Consider the following 15105-nt stretch of genomic DNA (forward strand, 5'->3'; position numbering starts at 1 on the left):
ATCGCTCTGTCAGGGGGGATGGATCGAACCTCAACCGTATGGGCCGTACGTTATGTTCAGTTTATTTAAATATTGATAATCCCATGTTCAAACCCGACTCTACTTCCTGTACAATAGAACTCGGGAATCAAATATATAGAAAAATATACCTAATTATTAATTAGGCGGGAAGGAGACTGGCACTCGAATGTCTATATTTGAACAGCAGCAGCCGCGTCACCTGCATCATCTGTCCCGGTCGCGATTATTTATGATATGGCTGATAGCGACCGCAATCTGTATTACATTCTCAGCTGTAATTGGGGCTATCGGCTATCTTCACGTAGAAGGCTTCACGGCGAAGCAGGCTTGGTACTCCGCATTCCGCCTGTTTTCCTTCGATTTTGATTTGCCGCCGGAAGACCATCACTATCCGATGCTTCTCGATATAGCGAGATGGACGGCTCCGATTACCTTGCTGCTATCAGTACTATTCGCTATTTTTATTTCTCTTCAGCAGACGCTTCGTGTGTATAGTCTAGCGTGGAGCCGCAGCCACTATGTCGTATGCGGCCTCAATAAGTACTCGTACGAGCTTGTCTCCGACCTGCTGGTGAAGAACAAGCGAGTCGTCGTCATTGAGCCGGATACGGATAACCCTTATCTGAGCAAGGTGCAGCAGATTGGGGCGATCGTACTGATTGGGGAGAGCACCGACCGCCGGGTGGCGAAGATCGCGCGCATTGGCCAGTGCAAGCATCTCGTCTTGTTCTCGCTTGATGACACAGCCAATATCGAGAGTCTCTTGAAACTATGCGAAATGTACGATGATGAGCCTGCTATGAGTATACATATCCATCTGTCGAACGGCCGTTATGCCGACTTCGTCGATGAGTTGACCGCCGAGATCAAGCACAGGCTGAGACAGCGGGCGGAGTCCCGTACTGCTCAGAGCGCTGATGCGGCCGAAGCCGCCGATACCGCCGATGCCAAGCAAGAGAAGCATCTCGACATTCGTGCCTTCAATATCCACGCCAATACAGCAAAGCTGCTTTTTCAGAAGTATCCCCTGTATGAGTGCCGCGGCATGTTCCAACCCGAGAATGCCGATGACGTCCCTCACTTGATGATTATTGGATTCGGCGAGACGGGCGAGCACGTTCTTCTGCAGGCTGCGCAGGTTGCCCATTTCCCGCATTTGCGCAGGCTCAAGGTGACGATCATCGATACGGAGACCGATGACTCGGGCGACCATTTTAAACAAAGGTACCCGAATCTAGCGCAAGCCGTCGATTATCAGCTTCATCGTTATAATGCGAACGGCATTCATTTTCATCAATTTGTCGAACGGATGGCACCCCACTACATTGTCGTATGCGCCTCATCCGACACCCATAATCTGTCGATCGGCATGAGCCTCATGGCATACTGTCCGAATGCGCCGATCCACGTGAAGATGAGCGACGACGCTTACCTGGCATTGCGCATCGATCAGCAGGCGGGCAAGTACGAGCGTCTTCGCCGCTTCGGCCGAATCAAGGAGGTCGCGGATGAAGCGGTCGTCATCAATGAGACGCTGGACGTGATGGCCAGAGCCGTGAACGAAACGTACAATAAGCTCACGAACAACAATTATAAGTGGGAAGATCTCGATATGTTCACGAAGTCTTCCAACCGGAGACAGGCGGACCATATTGCAACGAAGCTGTACGCGCTCGGTCTGGAGGTCTCGGCGAATACGGATGAAGCAGCGCTGACTGAAGAGCAGTATACGGCAGCCGTACCTGAGGCCCTGCTGGAGCAGTTGGCCATCTCGGAGCACCTGCGTTGGAACGCCTTCCATTACGTTCACAGCTGGAAGGCCGGAGCTAAGAACCAGAAGAAGAATAAGAGCAGCAAGGAGCATCCCGCGCTGGTTGATTGGGACCGCTTGGATGAAGTGTCGGAGGTGCAATCGCAGCTTGCAGGCGACAAGATTAATTACAAAGAATACGACCGGGACACCATCCGGAATATTCATAAGGTTCTGAAGCAGGCGGGCTGCAGCATCGTTCGCATGCAGGACACAGCATCATCGAGCAGCTAGACGTATGAGAAGGAGAGCGTAACGTGACCTATTCACCGAGGCCGATTCAGACGAAGGATATTCAGCTTGGAGAAGACTTGCAGCAGCTTGTCGAGCTGTTAGCCGAGAATGTGCATGAACAGTGGGCGGCGCGACGCCTTATGGAAGGCTGGACGTACGGGGACCAGCGCAATAACGAGCTTAAGCAGCACCCTGGCTTAGTCGCTTACGGCGAACTGAGTGAACAGGAGAAGGATTATGACCGAACGACGGCGGTGGAGACCCTTAAGGTCATTCTGCAGCTGGGCTACCGGATTACGGCTCCGGAGAAGGAGACCGGGCGATGAGCGGCAGGAAGCAGATCGGCTTTCTGTAAGACGGCGAAGGAAGACGGGGATATTTCTGGAAGAGACCGGTTAACTAATTAGTCGGCCATCGTGTATATGGAACAAAAAACAGCGGCTCCGGGGTTCCCCGGAGCCGCTGTTCGATTATTTCTCGGTCATACGTTGCAAGTCGTTGGTCAGCTTGTCGAGCTGCAAGAAGCTTTCGACAATGTCGAGAATCCGGCTGTCCTGCGTCGACATGCTGGCCGACATCTCCTGCGTGGCTGCCATGTTCTCTTCGGTAATGCCGGCGATCGTAACGATCTGATCCGTGATGCGCGAATATTGCTGTTGCAGCTGTTCTGCCGAGTGGTCGACCTGCTCGGAATGGCCGTCCAGCCGTCCCGAGTCTTCGGCCAGCGACCGCATTACTTGTACGACCTTCTGAGCGGCGGAGCTTCCGCTGACGACTGATTGCTGTCCTTGCATGATCTGCTCCGCTGCCAGCTCGGTCTTCGTCCGGATGCTCTCGAGAATATGCTCGATCTGCTCGGTCGATTGCTGCGACGTCTCCGCCAGCTTGCGGATCTCATGCGAGACGACGCCGAAGCCTCGCCCGTGCTCGCCGGCGCGCGCCGCTTCGATCGCTGCATTCAAGGCAAGCAGATTCGTCTGCGTCGAAATGTGCTTGATCGTCGATACGATATCGCCGATCAGCTTGTTCTGCTCGCCCAGCTCGTTCATCAGCCGGACCGATTCGTCGATGTTGTCGTTGATTTGCTTCATCTCCGTCTCGAGCGTTCCGGCCTCTTCTCTGCCGACTCGCGTCAACTGCGCGGAGCTTGCGGAGAGCGATCTCATCTCGGTCGAACGGTCTGCCAAGGATGTAACCGCTTGCTCGATCTGAACGATGGAGTCGCTGATGTCGGTAATGCTGGACGTTTGCGTCTCGATGCTGGATGTAATTTCGTTGAATGCCGTCGTGACTTCTTTGGAGATCGCGCCCGTCGACGTAATATTTTGTTTCAGCTTCGAGCTGAATTCATTCAGCGACGTCAGCGACGTCGAGATTTGCGTTACCATCTCTATCGACTTGTTCTTCTCTTCGACCACTTGATCATGCTGGAGACTAACGTCCCTCTGCAGCCGTTCGCTGAACTTGGCCGATACGTACAGCGGCACGGCGACCATCGCGAGGAATAGCCAGATCGTCATCGGACTGTTGTTCGTGAATACGTCCTGCTTAAGATCAGGATCAATCATCAGATAGGCTGTCAGAACGGTGCCCGCCAGCGTGGAATACGCAATTGCACGCGAGCTGGAGTATAGCGTCATAATGGCAAGATTGACATACACAAGCAAATAAGTCGAAATAATAGGCCCGGTAAGGAGCAGCAGCAATGTCAACGCAGTAACGATAGTCGAGATGAGGTACATGATGTAGGTCGTCAGCCAACGCTTGTACGTGAGTACGGTTGCTAAGCCACAAGTTACCGTGCCGACGATAGCCAGCACGATGATGGAATCGGTGCCGGCTCCAGTTAGAAGGTCGACAACTACGCCAAGCACGAGCATGCCCCAAATAATATTAACGAGCAATTTGTTCCGCTTGTGCAGTGTCTCGATGTAATTCATAACCAAAGCCCCCTGTTTTATTTGAATTTGTTGGAATTATAATAACACAAAGCGACAGAATTCTACATAATTTTTGTAAAACTCCATCATATATCAATAATTCGGGTATACCATAATATGAAAAAAAGCTCCGTTATCGCGCTTAGCAACTTGCATGGCGCGGTTTCGGAGCTTCAGTATGGGATGTGCAGAGCCTATAGCTTCGGGCATTAAGTCGTAACGGATGCGGCCGCTTCTTGCTTCTGGTGCTTGCCTACGATGAACAAGAGCAGCAGCGAGACGGCAGCGAACGCCACGCAGATGAGAAATACGGCGCGGTATCCGTATTGTTCGGAGGCGAAGCCGAATACGAGGTACGCGATCAGCGAGCCGATCCGGGACGTGTTCATATAGAGCGAAGTCGCGACGCCCGGCATGTTCGGAATAAAATCTTGAAAGTACGTAATCGCGATGCCGCTCGTAATCGATACGGCTGCCGCGCTCAATATTTGAATCGCATAAACTTCCCATGCGCTTGTCGCGAACCATAGCAGCGAGCAGTAAAGGAGAACGAACAGCACTCCGAGCCGAATCAAAATTTTGTTGTCGATTCTCATTGCTAATATGCCAAAGAACAGCATGAACGGAATTTCAAAGATCGGCGGAATGCTGAAGGCGACGCCGACCTGCTCTTGTCCGGTATGCAGCACCTTCGTTAGAAACAGAGAGAGGTTCATCGAGCCGATCGTTCCCGCTGCGGATACGAGCGTGAAGGCGATCAAGTTGCCTAGAATGAACGGACGCATGATGATCTGGTTCAATGCAACGGGAGGCTCGGTCGCAGCTGTCTTCGTCTGATTGGCCGCAGCAGGCGGGCTTTTCAGAAAGAACAGCATCATAATGACGATGGCATAGCTGGCTGCTACGAGCAGGTACAGTCCCTTGAAGCCCAACCCGATCAGAATGTAGGAAGCAAGGGCCGGACCGACCGTCCATGACAGGGCGAAAAAAGTACGGAACAGATTCATGTAGAACGGAGTTTCCTGTGCCGGCAGGTCGGATTGGGACAACGTTTCCCGGGCGAGCGCGAACAGCAGCGGGAAGGCCGATGAAGCGACGCCCAGGAGCAGGGACGATACGATCAGGAGGACGTAGAAGTCACGGGAGAACGCGTAGAAGGTATAGCCGGCGATCGCGGCGACTGCGCAGATGAGAAGCGACGTTCGGCGGCTTAAGCGGCCGTCGGACATTTTGCCCATATAGGTGGAGATCACGACGTTCGCAATCGCTGAGACCGTCATAAATACGCCGAATTCCGTATTGCTCATGCCGACCTCATCGATGCCGAAGAGCGATGTGAACGGCAGGACGAAAGAGTAAGAAATGCCAAGAATCATGTTCATCAGGATGAGCGCGGGCAGTCCTTCCACTTGAAACAGCTTGACGGACCGGGTTTTTAAATCAAACCAAATTTGTGCCATAAGAACCACTCCAGTACGGTATCTAATTCCCATTTAAGACCAGAATTATAGCACGGAGGTAGGGGGCTGTCGATAAAATATGGGCAAACCCGGCTGGAAAATTGTAAATGTATTGCATGACCTCAACAATCTAGCTATATTAATAAACAATATTGAAGTTCATGAGATCAGACATGCGAAGACGAGGGCAAGTACATTCTGCGGAAGCCGCACAGAGAACTGCTGATTAGGTGCGAAGCAGTCGGTGACCAGAATCGAACATCACCTCCGAGCAGGCTCCCGAATGAAGCAATCAGCAGTAGGCGGGCCCGGCATCCAACCGTTACCCTGGAGCATCATTGTTGGATGATGGCAGAGAGGGCGTACAGCACGGTGCGCCAATCAGGGTGGTAACGCGGAGCAACTCCGTCCCTATAGGGGCGGAGTCTATTTGTCGTTTCACAAATATTCTTAGGAGGGGTGGTATGCTGTATCCATGGAACCAAGACAATCAGATATTGAGTGAAGCGAGATTCAGACAAGATGAAGTACCGTACAATCTGATTCATCTCTTGACCGGGGTGCCGAGTGCGCACTGCTTCAAATCGGAGGAGATTCCAATAAGGTGTACCGGAACGTCGGTTTTGTTGAACATGGGGAAATTGCGGAGATCGTCTTTCAATCATGATGCTGTTATGGCAAAAAGGCCATGAAGACCGCCTTGCCCTGTTCGAGGGCTGGCGTGCTTCATGGCCTTCTGTCTTGAAAGCTAAGGCTTGGATTGCCACTGCCGGCGGCAGGCGCAGGCTACCCGCGCGCCAGCTCTTTGCGGACGAGCGGCGCCACCTTCGTGCCGAGCAGTTCGATGGCGTGCAGCACCTCGCGGTGCGGCAGCATGCTGATGTCGATGTGCAGGAAGAAGCGCGTCAAGCCGAGGTTGCGGCGCAGCAGGACGATTTTCTCCGCGACGTATTCGGGATCGCCGACGTACAACGCTCCGCGCAGACTGCGGGCAGCGTCGAAAGCTGCTCGGTCATAAGGCGGCCAGCCGCGCTCGCGTCCGATAGCGTTCATTTGGATCTCGTGCGCCGGGAAGAAGCGATCAGCCGCTCCTTCGGTCGTATCGCCGACGAAGCCGTGCGAATGCGTCGCAATCTGCAGCTTGCTCGGATCATGGCCGGCCCGTTCGGCTGCTTGTTTATAGAGCGAGACGAGCGGAGCGAACCGCTCCGGCATGCCGCCGATAATAGCGAACACGATCGGCAGGCCGAGCATTCCGGCGCGAACTGCAGACTCCGGGTTGCCTCCGCTCGCTATCCAGACTGGCAGCGGCTCCTGTACCGGACGCGGATAGACGCCGAGGTTGTTGATGGCCGGACGGTGGCCGCCTTGCCATGACACTTTCTCGGACTGGCGGATTTTGAGCAGCAGCTCCAGTTTCTCGTCGAACAGCGCGTCGTAATCTTCCAGACTGTAGCCGAACAGCGGGAACGATTCGATGAATGAGCCGCGGCCTGCCATCACTTCCGCCCGTCCGTTCGAGATGCCGTCGAGCGTAGAGAACTGCTGGTACACGCGCACGGGGTCGTCCGACGACAACACCGTTACGGCGCTCGACAACCGGATGTTCTTCGTGACGGCTGCTGCTGCCGCAAGAATGACGGCAGGCGCCGAAGCGGCGTAATCGGCACGGTGGTGCTCTCCGATCGCATAGACGTCCAGGCCGACCTGGTCGGCGATTTGAATTTCCTCAACCGCGTTGCGTATACGCTCCGCATGGCTCATAGCCTTGCCGGTCGACGGGTCGGTCGCCGTCTCTAGAAAAGTGCTGATACCTATCTCCATATCCGTTGCCGGATTGAACATTATGATTCGCCTCCTTTGGGATTAGTACCAGTGTACTAATTTTTTTAGAGTTTCTCAATTAAATTAAGTAAATTGCAAGGCTCATGGTATAGGTGCATGTACGTAACCAAACGGTCAGGCGGAGTCGTACAATAGTATGCACAAGCAGCGGGATACGCTTTCGTCATGGCGGGAGCAGGCGAATTCGGCTGTATGGTGCGTGAGTCTGGCTTTCGGGAGAGGGGTAACGTAATGGCGGCGGCACCGAATCAAGTCCGGGTTAGTTTGTCTCGGCCGGAGGTTACGTATTTCAACTTAATCAAGTTTTCGGTTGGCGACGACCCGCTCGTTCGCGTCGATCCGCTGCGCGAGCTGCCAAGCGGCGCATTCTTGGTCGCTCTCCATGTGAAGGGCAGCAGAAAGCGCAGGCGCTTGCGAATCTGATCGTGCCGTTGAAACGAATCGGTACGATACAAGATGCGGATCGTCCAATTTTTCGACGATAACCTGTCCGATCTGTACGGCAATTATAATAACGTCGCCGCATTCGTGTTCCGTGAAGTGCTGCGCAACCGGATCAGCCGGACGTCAATTCAATTCTCCACCGCACAGAAACCGTCAACATCGACCGCCGCAGGGCGCAACAGGCAGTCCCGCTGAACACAAAGACCTCTTGTTTCGATGATTTCGAGACAAGGGGTTTTTCGTTATATAGGCTGCATAACCGACTTGCAGCCGCTGTAAGTTGTTAGAGGACTTTAATGCGGTTTACTGCTGCTGCTGACGCTCGGCAGTTCTCGAAGCCCGAATGCGACAAGCGGCCCGAAATTAATGATTTTCGTCATGAAGGCACCCATCTGGGCAGGCGTCTGTTTCATGCCGGATTCGATCCAATGCATCAGCATGCCGAAGTTGGCGGAAGTCATATAGGCAATCAGATAGTCGAACGGCACCGCGAGGTCGCTCGGCGGGTTATAGCGCATTTTCTCATAAATGTTCGCCGCCATCAGCGCCCTGAATCGGTGCGCATAAGACAAATCGCCTTTCGTTCCGAACATCGCTTTCAGGAAATCGGCATGAAGGGCAAACTGCTCGAAAATGGCAACGCTGATCGGGTACGGCTCATTGCGGTCGGCACAAGCCATCGCCTGCTTGAAGTCGAGTTGAATGACTTCGCTGCGGATGCTCTCGAACACTTCGTCTTTGATCTGCTCCAGCATGTCGGGCACGTCCTTGTAGTGCAAATAAAACGTCCCCCGGTTCACATCCGCGCGGTTCGTAATGTCGGTCACCGTAAGATGCTCGACTCCTTGTTCCGTGAGGAGACTCATAAGCGCCTGGTAGAGCAGCTGCTTCGTGCGCGCCCGCCGGCGGTCGATTTTTTCGGACATGATGCTCGCTCCCATGATTTTATTGATCACGATAATGAACAGACTGCACCTCCGGTGATCAGTAATGAACACTGGAGCCAGGACTGACGATTGTACTTGATCTGTTCCCCATTATAATTAACGTTGTGATCATTAATCAACATCGTGTTTATTATGGATAGTGAGGGAGAGGGATAGAGATGATATTCTTTAAGCAAAAAATAGTATGGCTCAGCACGCTAATTGTACTCGTCGTGCTGGTTGTGTTCGGCGCAGCTATGATGGGCTCGGTTCTTGGAACGAAGCCGAAGGATGTGCCGGTGGCGCTTGTCGTACTGGACCAGCCGGCGCAGCTGCCTTCGGGCGGCACGCTCGCGGTCGGAGCGATGATGAAGGAGAAGCTGACGGCCAGCGGCCAGCTCCCGATCAGCTGGAAGCTGGTCGGATCGGAGGAAGCAGCGCGCGAAGGCTTGAACGACCGTGACTATTATGGTGCGCTCATCCTGCCGGCGGATCTGAGCGCAGGCGTGGCTTCGCTTGCGGGGCCGTCTCCGAAGCCGGCGACGGTGCAGATTATTGCAAACGAAGGCATGAACACGCAAGCGGCGACCGTCGTGAAGCAGGCGCTCGGCCAAGTGATAAAGATGGCGGGAGCGGAGTTATCGGCATCGCTGCTTGAACAGATGGGACAGCAAGCGGACGCGATTCCGGTAACGGCTGCGAAGTCGCTGTTGTCACCGTTCCAAGTACAGGAGGAGACGGTGCACGCGGTCGGCGCGAATAATGCGAGCGGCAATGCACCGGGCTCGTTGACGCAAATTATGTGGCTGGGCAGCCTGGTGACGGGAGTGTTGTTGTTCCTTGCGGGCGGATCTGCGAGGAAGGGAGGCGCAGGCAGATGGGCGTCGGTCGTTCCTCAGCCGGTTGCCGGTATTGTAATCGTCGGCGCAGCATCGGCTTTCCTCGTATGGATGGCAAGCGGCTGGTACGGCATGGAACTGGCGCAGGCCGTCGATACTTGGTTGTTCCTGTGGTTGGCCGGTGCGGCGTTCTTCTTGCTGCAGTCGGCGCTCCTGAACTGGATCGGCTTCCCGGCGATGGCGATTCTCGTCCTGCTCATGTTCTTCTCGATGCCGCTGCTCAATATGGCGCCGGAGTTCTTGTCTTCGGCAACGCACGATTGGATCTATTCGTGGACGCCGCTCCGGTTCGCGGCGAGCGGTACGCGCGAGGTTATGTATTACGGCGGCCTCGATGCCGTCAGCCGCAATGCGGCGGTACTATGGTCCATCGCCGGCGGATTCTTGCTGCTGCAATTGGCATCGGCGTTCAAGAAGGTGAGGGCGCCTCAGGCAGCTTCAGCCTCCAGCACGGCGGCGAAGGGCTAAGGATTAGATCGGACTGCAGAATAAGAGACCTTCGGGGTCTCTTATTTGCTTTTTATCGCTATTCGAATGTGAATAAGCCTCCTGCTAGGACTCTTATTGTCACCTAAGCGTGAAGTTTAGAGGCTACTGGAGCGATTAAGCGTCTTCTAGGGTCTCTTAAACTTCTGCATCATGCGTGCCTTCAACAATAAGATGCTCTGAAGGACACTTAAATTTTCAAAGTCCCGAATATACACGTCACAATTATCGACCTTAAAGGTTGCTTAGGCGCCTGCTTTCACGCTATTCCGCCGCTAATAGCTGGGCTGTGCAAGCGGCAAAGTCTTTTTCGTTTAATGGAGGAAAATTCCTTTTTCTTGTAGAATTATTCGCTTAGCACTTGATCTGAACTACAGAAAAGGAATGGTGTCACAATGGGAGATTCCGTGCAAGTGAATATGGAACCGCTGATTGCTTGGGGGAAATTTGTAGGGGTCGCGTATGAGATGTACAAAATCGATCACCGGTCGCCGGGGACGCCTGCCGACTTTCCGGTTGGCTGGGAGCGGGTCGCGAACTTAACGATGACGCCTCGATTGGAGTCGATTAAAGAGAAAGAATTCGGCGGCTACATTGCCCAGTCGCTCAGCGATGCATCGCTTCAGGCCGTCGTCATTCGCGGGACGGAAAGCTCGCTCGATTGGCTGATGGATTTCGAATTCAAGCTGGAAACGTTCCACGAGGTACCGAACAGCGGCAAGACAGAGGCTGGCTTCACGAACCTGTACCGAAGCATGACCGTCGAATATGCCGACCCGAGCCGTCCGTCGGAGCTGCTGAGCGAGACGCTGGACCATCTGCCGGCAGGTACGAAGCTCGTCGTGACGGGGCACAGTCTCGGCAGCTCGCTCGCAACCATCCACGCCTTCTTGGCAGGGAGCAAAAATTTCGACGTCGAGCTAATCACCTTCGCTTCTCCGCGCGTAGGGGACAGCGCATTCGTCGAGGCGTTCGAGCGGATGAATATCGCGAATACGCGCGTATTCAATAAGCCGGACGTTGTGCCGACGGTTCCGATCGAGCTGTTCGGCTACCGCCACCTCGAGCCGGGCATTGAGATTAACTCCGGCTTGTATCCGATTAAGCATTCGGTGTCTTGTTATCATGCGCTCAGCACCTACCTCTACGTCATGGGAGACACGCAGGCGAACATCGATAAATGCCGCGCGGGCGCAAGCTCATAACCGGAACGGGAAGATCGCGTCTGGTCCTGGCTCGGGTCTCCTCGGCGAGGCGTGCCCAAGCATGCGGAACACCTGTTGAAAGGGTTTGCCCTGTACGCGTGTACATGATACGCTAGGGAGGAGGCCGGCCAGGTTTTTACAATACTTGCGGAGGTGTAAGATGAAAGCGCTATTTATTGGAGGAACGGGAACGATCAGTTCCGCGATTACGAAGCAGCTGCTGGAGCAAGGCTGCGAGCTGTACCTTCTTAATAGGGGCAACCGCAACGAATCTTTGCCGGAGGGCGTTAACCTCATTACGGCTGACATAAATGACGAAGCTCAAGTGGCCAAGCTGATCGAAGGCATGTCGTTCGACGTTGTCGCCGATTTCATCGCTTTTGTACCGTCCCAATTGGAACGCGACTTCCGGCTGTTCAACGGCAAGACGAAGCAGTTCATGTTCATTAGCTCGGCTTCTGCTTACCAGACGCCATTGTCGGACTATCGGATTACGGAAAGCACGCCATTATCGAATCCTTACTGGGAATATTCCCGTAACAAAATCGCTTGCGAAGAGTATCTGACGAAGCAGTACCGCGACCATGGCTTCCCGGTGACGATCGTAAGACCGAGCCATACATACGACGAGCGCTCTATTCCGCTAGGCGTTCATGGGCGCAACGGCTCCTGGCAAGTGGCGAAGCGGATGCTCGAAGGCAAGCCGGTCATTATTCACGGTGACGGCACTTCGCTCTGGACGCTGACGCATAACCGCGACTTCGCCAAAGGCTTCATCGGCTTGATGGGCAATCTTCATGCCATCGGCGAGACGGTGCATATTACGTCTGACGAAAGCGTGACGTGGAACCAAATTTACGAGGTAATCGCGGATGCGCTCGGCGTGAAGCTGAACGCGGTGCACGTGACGTCCGATTTCTTAGCTGCGACGAGCACGGAGGATTACCGCGGCGGACTGCTCGGCGACAAATCGAATACGGTCGTGTTCGACAATTCGAAGCTGAAGCGGCTCGTGCCGGACTTCGTCGCGACGATCCGGGTTGACCAAGGCATTAAGGCGACGGTTCGCAATATCCTCGCTCATCCGGAGCATCAGCACGAGGATCCGGAGTTCGACGCGTACTGCGATCGTGTGATTAACGCGATCCAAGCGGCGGAGGCCGCGGTGCGCGGGTAAGCTCGGGTATTCTGAACGACAGATCAGGTAAGTTGCAGCATAGATACAGGGTGCCTCGGCGACGGGGGCCCTGTTTTATTTTGGGGAGGAAGAAGGAGAAAGAAGATGAAGAACGGTGCGGTGAGGCGCCAGATTGCTTTATGGATGGCGGGCATTCTGCTGGTTGCAGCAGGTTTCGTCTATGTTGGCGGCACAGGCAAGGCGTATGCGGATTCACCGCTCACTTCCACGGGCTTCTATGAGGCGTATAAGGATATTCCGGGCGTGGAGCAGGCAGCGGACGGCGGCTTGACGAAGGAACTGGCGGCCTACCTGTCCTCGGCAGACAATCCGCTGGACGAGCGGGCAGCTGCGGTGAATGCGCTGTATGCAAGCAGCAACGTATGGTCGGATCAAAATAAAACCGATACGTACGCACAGCTCGCCTACGGGAAGTCTGAGGATGAGCTTCAGACCGGCGGGCTGCGAGGCGACGAGCTGTTCGTACTCGGGTATATGAAGGTGTTGGACCATTATTTTGAACCGGATATGACATTGCTGACGCAAGCGAGGAAGGCATTGCCGGACAGTATGACGGTTGCGCTCGTCTACGCCCTGGGGATGGCACAGTTGAACATCGAATGCAGCTGGACTTACGTAGAGCAGACATTGGGAGATTCAACGTTGAAGACGGATATTCGGCAGACTGCTATCGATATCATCACGGATTACATGGTGCTGTATAATGGCGGAGCGTGCACCGGTTCGCTGCCCTCGGCTGGGGAGCTTGTAACGGCGGACGAATTGCGGCAAGAAGCGGTTGCACTCCTCCTTGGACAATCGAACGGGCTTGTCCGCGGGACGAACACGGTAACGGACGCTGCCGATTCCACGATCGTTCCTTATGCGGTGAAAGGCACGACGCTCGTTCCGCTGCGATTCGTCTCGCAGGCGCTCGGCGCTGTCGTCGGATACGATTCGGCTGCGCATCAAGCGACGGTCTCCTCCGAGACGGCAAGCCTGATGTTCATCACGGGCCAGAAACGTTATACCGTCAACGGTGTCTCCCATACGTTGGCGACGCCGGTCGAGAGCCGCAACGGCCGAGTATTCGTTCCGCTGCGTGCTATTGCGGAGTCGCTGCAGAAGCAAGTATTTTACGATAACGGACTTATTATTATAACGAACCATTTGAAGCTCGATTCGGCCTCCGCCTACGACAGACAGTTGGTCCAGCAAATCCGCAGTGAATTAGAACAGCGCTAGGGGCAGCCCCATAGACGGTGATGGAATTAGTCGAACAATAAGGGCCCGTCTGCGGCCCTTATTGTTATGTTCGGCAGTCAGCGGGTGTGCTGCATATATCAAGTTATTCAAATGTACAGCGTTGGAATCAAGTAGTACGATGGTTACGGACAACGTTGAATTCGCGGCATCATAGACGGGAGGCATACCATTGGCTACACCTATAACATTCAGTATTGTCGGCGGGGCAGGGTTCCGCGCGCAATATTTTCTTCGAATCGCACAGGCTCTTCCGGAGCAATTCCGCATTAGCGGAATGGTCGTTCGTGACGAGGCTAAGGGGAAGGCGCTCGAAGAGCAGTGGCGTGTGGCGACGTACCGGACGCTGGAGGAGCTGCTCGGTCATGAGCGTCCTGATTTCGTCGTTCTGTCGGTAAGTCCGTCGCTTAACTTTGATTATATGGCGCAGTTGGCGGAGCGGGGCATTCCGGTATTGGCGGAGACGCCGCCGGCTCCGGATATGGACGGGCTGCTCGAGATGCATGCGAAGCTGACTCAGTCAGGCGCGCGCATTCAGATTGCGGAGCAATATCCGTTCCAGCCCGCACATGCTGCGCGCGAAGCGTTCATTCAGACCGGGCGGCTGGGCCGAATAACGCAAGTGACCGTGTCCATCTCGCATTATTATCATGCGGTCAGTCTCATTCGGAGGCTGCTCGGCATTCGGTTCGAGGATGTCGCCATCAGAGGGATGCGCTTCGAATCCGATTGGGTTGCCGGACCTAACCGCGGCGGCCCGCCGACCGAGGACCGGCTGGTGAAGTCGGAGCGGGATTTGGCATGGCTCGATTTCGGCGGCAAGCTGGGTATATATGATTTTACGAAAGACCAGCACCGTTCATGGACGCGCTCCAACCACCTGTGCATACGAGGGGAACGCGGAGAAATATTCGATAACCGGATCAGCATTCAAGACCCTTCCTGCACGCAGCTTCAACTCGAGCTGAAGCGGATGAACAAGGGCGAGTATGAGAATGCGGAAGGCTATTTCCTCAAAGGGTTCATGGCCGGTGAAACTTGGGTATACGACAATCCGTTCCAGCCGGCGCGGCTGTATGACGACGAGATCGCGATCGCAGCCTGCCTCGTTAAGATGGCGGAATACACCGCGGGCGGCCCTTCGTTCTATAGCGTGGCTGATGCGTCACAGGATCATTATATCGGCATGCTTATGGAGCAGGCCGTGAAGACCGGGGAGACGGTGAAGTCGGTCCGGCAGGTGTGGGCTCAGTAGAGCAGATGCCGCAGGTATGCTGAGGGGATGCGGAGAGCTGCTAGTTATGAATGCACTGAATGCACTGAATGCACTGAATGCACTGAATGCACTGAATGCACTGAATGCACTGAATGCACTGAATGCACTGAATGCACTGA

At 54.6% G+C, this 15105-nt stretch carries 13 protein-coding genes and 1 other annotated feature; of the genes, 9 read left to right on the forward strand and 4 right to left on the reverse strand.

Going from position 1 to position 15105, the window contains the following annotated elements:
* The first annotated feature begins 187 nt into the window (after nucleotides 1-187).
* Nucleotides 188-2065: an NAD-binding protein gene (locus PKO01S_RS18410; protein WP_127532904.1), complete on the forward strand. Its 1878-nt coding sequence runs from the start codon at nucleotides 188-190 to the stop codon at nucleotides 2063-2065.
* A gap of 23 nt (nucleotides 2066-2088) precedes the next feature.
* Entirely contained in the window at nucleotides 2089-2391 is a 303-nt protein-coding gene (locus PKO01S_RS18415; RefSeq protein WP_127532905.1) for a RyR domain-containing protein, read from the forward strand.
* A 144-nt stretch (nucleotides 2392-2535) separates the two neighbouring features.
* On the opposite strand, the gene PKO01S_RS18420 is transcribed toward PKO01S_RS18415, so the two are convergent.
* The 3 genes from PKO01S_RS18420 to PKO01S_RS18430 form a co-directional block, all read right to left on the reverse strand.
* Entirely contained in the window at nucleotides 2536-4005 is a 1470-nt protein-coding gene (locus tag PKO01S_RS18420; protein WP_127532906.1) for a methyl-accepting chemotaxis protein, read from the reverse strand.
* A gap of 209 nt (nucleotides 4006-4214) precedes the next feature.
* On the reverse strand, nucleotides 4215-5465 hold the full coding sequence (locus tag PKO01S_RS18425; protein WP_164779665.1) for a sugar efflux transporter: 1251 nt from the start codon (nucleotides 5463-5465) through the stop codon (nucleotides 4215-4217).
* A 169-nt stretch (nucleotides 5466-5634) separates the two neighbouring features.
* Nucleotides 5635-5881 (forward strand) — a binding site (T-box leader).
* Between the two features lie 370 nt (nucleotides 5882-6251).
* Nucleotides 6252-7310, reverse strand: a complete 1059-nt coding sequence (locus tag PKO01S_RS18430) for an LLM class flavin-dependent oxidoreductase (RefSeq protein WP_246070629.1) — start codon at nucleotides 7308-7310, stop codon at nucleotides 6252-6254.
* 231 nt (nucleotides 7311-7541) lie between these two features.
* On the opposite strand from PKO01S_RS18430, the gene PKO01S_RS29410 reads away from it, so the two are divergent.
* Both PKO01S_RS29410 and PKO01S_RS29415 read left to right on the forward strand, forming a co-directional pair.
* Nucleotides 7542-7733 carry a hypothetical protein gene (locus PKO01S_RS29410; RefSeq protein WP_246070630.1) on the forward strand — a complete coding sequence of 64 codons (192 nt, stop codon included), beginning with the start codon at nucleotides 7542-7544 and terminating at the stop codon, nucleotides 7731-7733.
* A gap of 33 nt (nucleotides 7734-7766) precedes the next feature.
* Nucleotides 7767-7949, forward strand: coding sequence for a hypothetical protein (locus tag PKO01S_RS29415; RefSeq protein WP_127532908.1), 183 nt, complete (start codon nucleotides 7767-7769; stop codon nucleotides 7947-7949).
* A 98-nt stretch (nucleotides 7950-8047) separates the two neighbouring features.
* Here PKO01S_RS29415 and PKO01S_RS18445 read toward each other — a convergent pair whose 3' ends face one another.
* Nucleotides 8048-8680, reverse strand: coding sequence for a TetR/AcrR family transcriptional regulator (locus tag PKO01S_RS18445; protein ID WP_127532909.1), 633 nt, complete (start codon nucleotides 8678-8680; stop codon nucleotides 8048-8050).
* Nucleotides 8681-8859: 179 nt separating this feature from the next.
* On the opposite strand from PKO01S_RS18445, the gene PKO01S_RS18450 reads away from it, so the two are divergent.
* The 5 genes from PKO01S_RS18450 to PKO01S_RS18470 all read left to right on the forward strand — a co-directional run bounded on the left by PKO01S_RS18450 (nucleotide 8860) and on the right by PKO01S_RS18470 (nucleotide 14965).
* Entirely contained in the window at nucleotides 8860-10047 is a 1188-nt protein-coding gene (locus PKO01S_RS18450; RefSeq protein WP_127532910.1) for a YhgE/Pip domain-containing protein, read from the forward strand.
* Between the two features lie 437 nt (nucleotides 10048-10484).
* Entirely contained in the window at nucleotides 10485-11270 is a 786-nt protein-coding gene (locus PKO01S_RS18455; protein WP_246070632.1) for a lipase family protein, read from the forward strand.
* 160 nt (nucleotides 11271-11430) lie between these two features.
* Entirely contained in the window at nucleotides 11431-12447 is a 1017-nt protein-coding gene (locus PKO01S_RS18460; protein ID WP_127532912.1) for an SDR family oxidoreductase, read from the forward strand.
* Nucleotides 12448-12552: 105 nt separating this feature from the next.
* Nucleotides 12553-13692: a stalk domain-containing protein gene (locus PKO01S_RS18465; protein ID WP_127532913.1), complete on the forward strand. Its 1140-nt coding sequence runs from the start codon at nucleotides 12553-12555 to the stop codon at nucleotides 13690-13692.
* A gap of 190 nt (nucleotides 13693-13882) precedes the next feature.
* Nucleotides 13883-14965, forward strand: a complete 1083-nt coding sequence (locus PKO01S_RS18470) for a Gfo/Idh/MocA family protein (protein ID WP_127532914.1) — start codon at nucleotides 13883-13885, stop codon at nucleotides 14963-14965.
* Nucleotides 14966-15105 lie beyond the last annotated feature (140 nt).

Origin of the sequence: Paenibacillus kobensis NBRC 15729 (genome assembly GCF_004000825.1) — a bacterium.
GTDB classification, from domain to species: domain Bacteria; phylum Bacillota; class Bacilli; order Paenibacillales; family Paenibacillaceae; genus Paenibacillus_T; species Paenibacillus_T kobensis.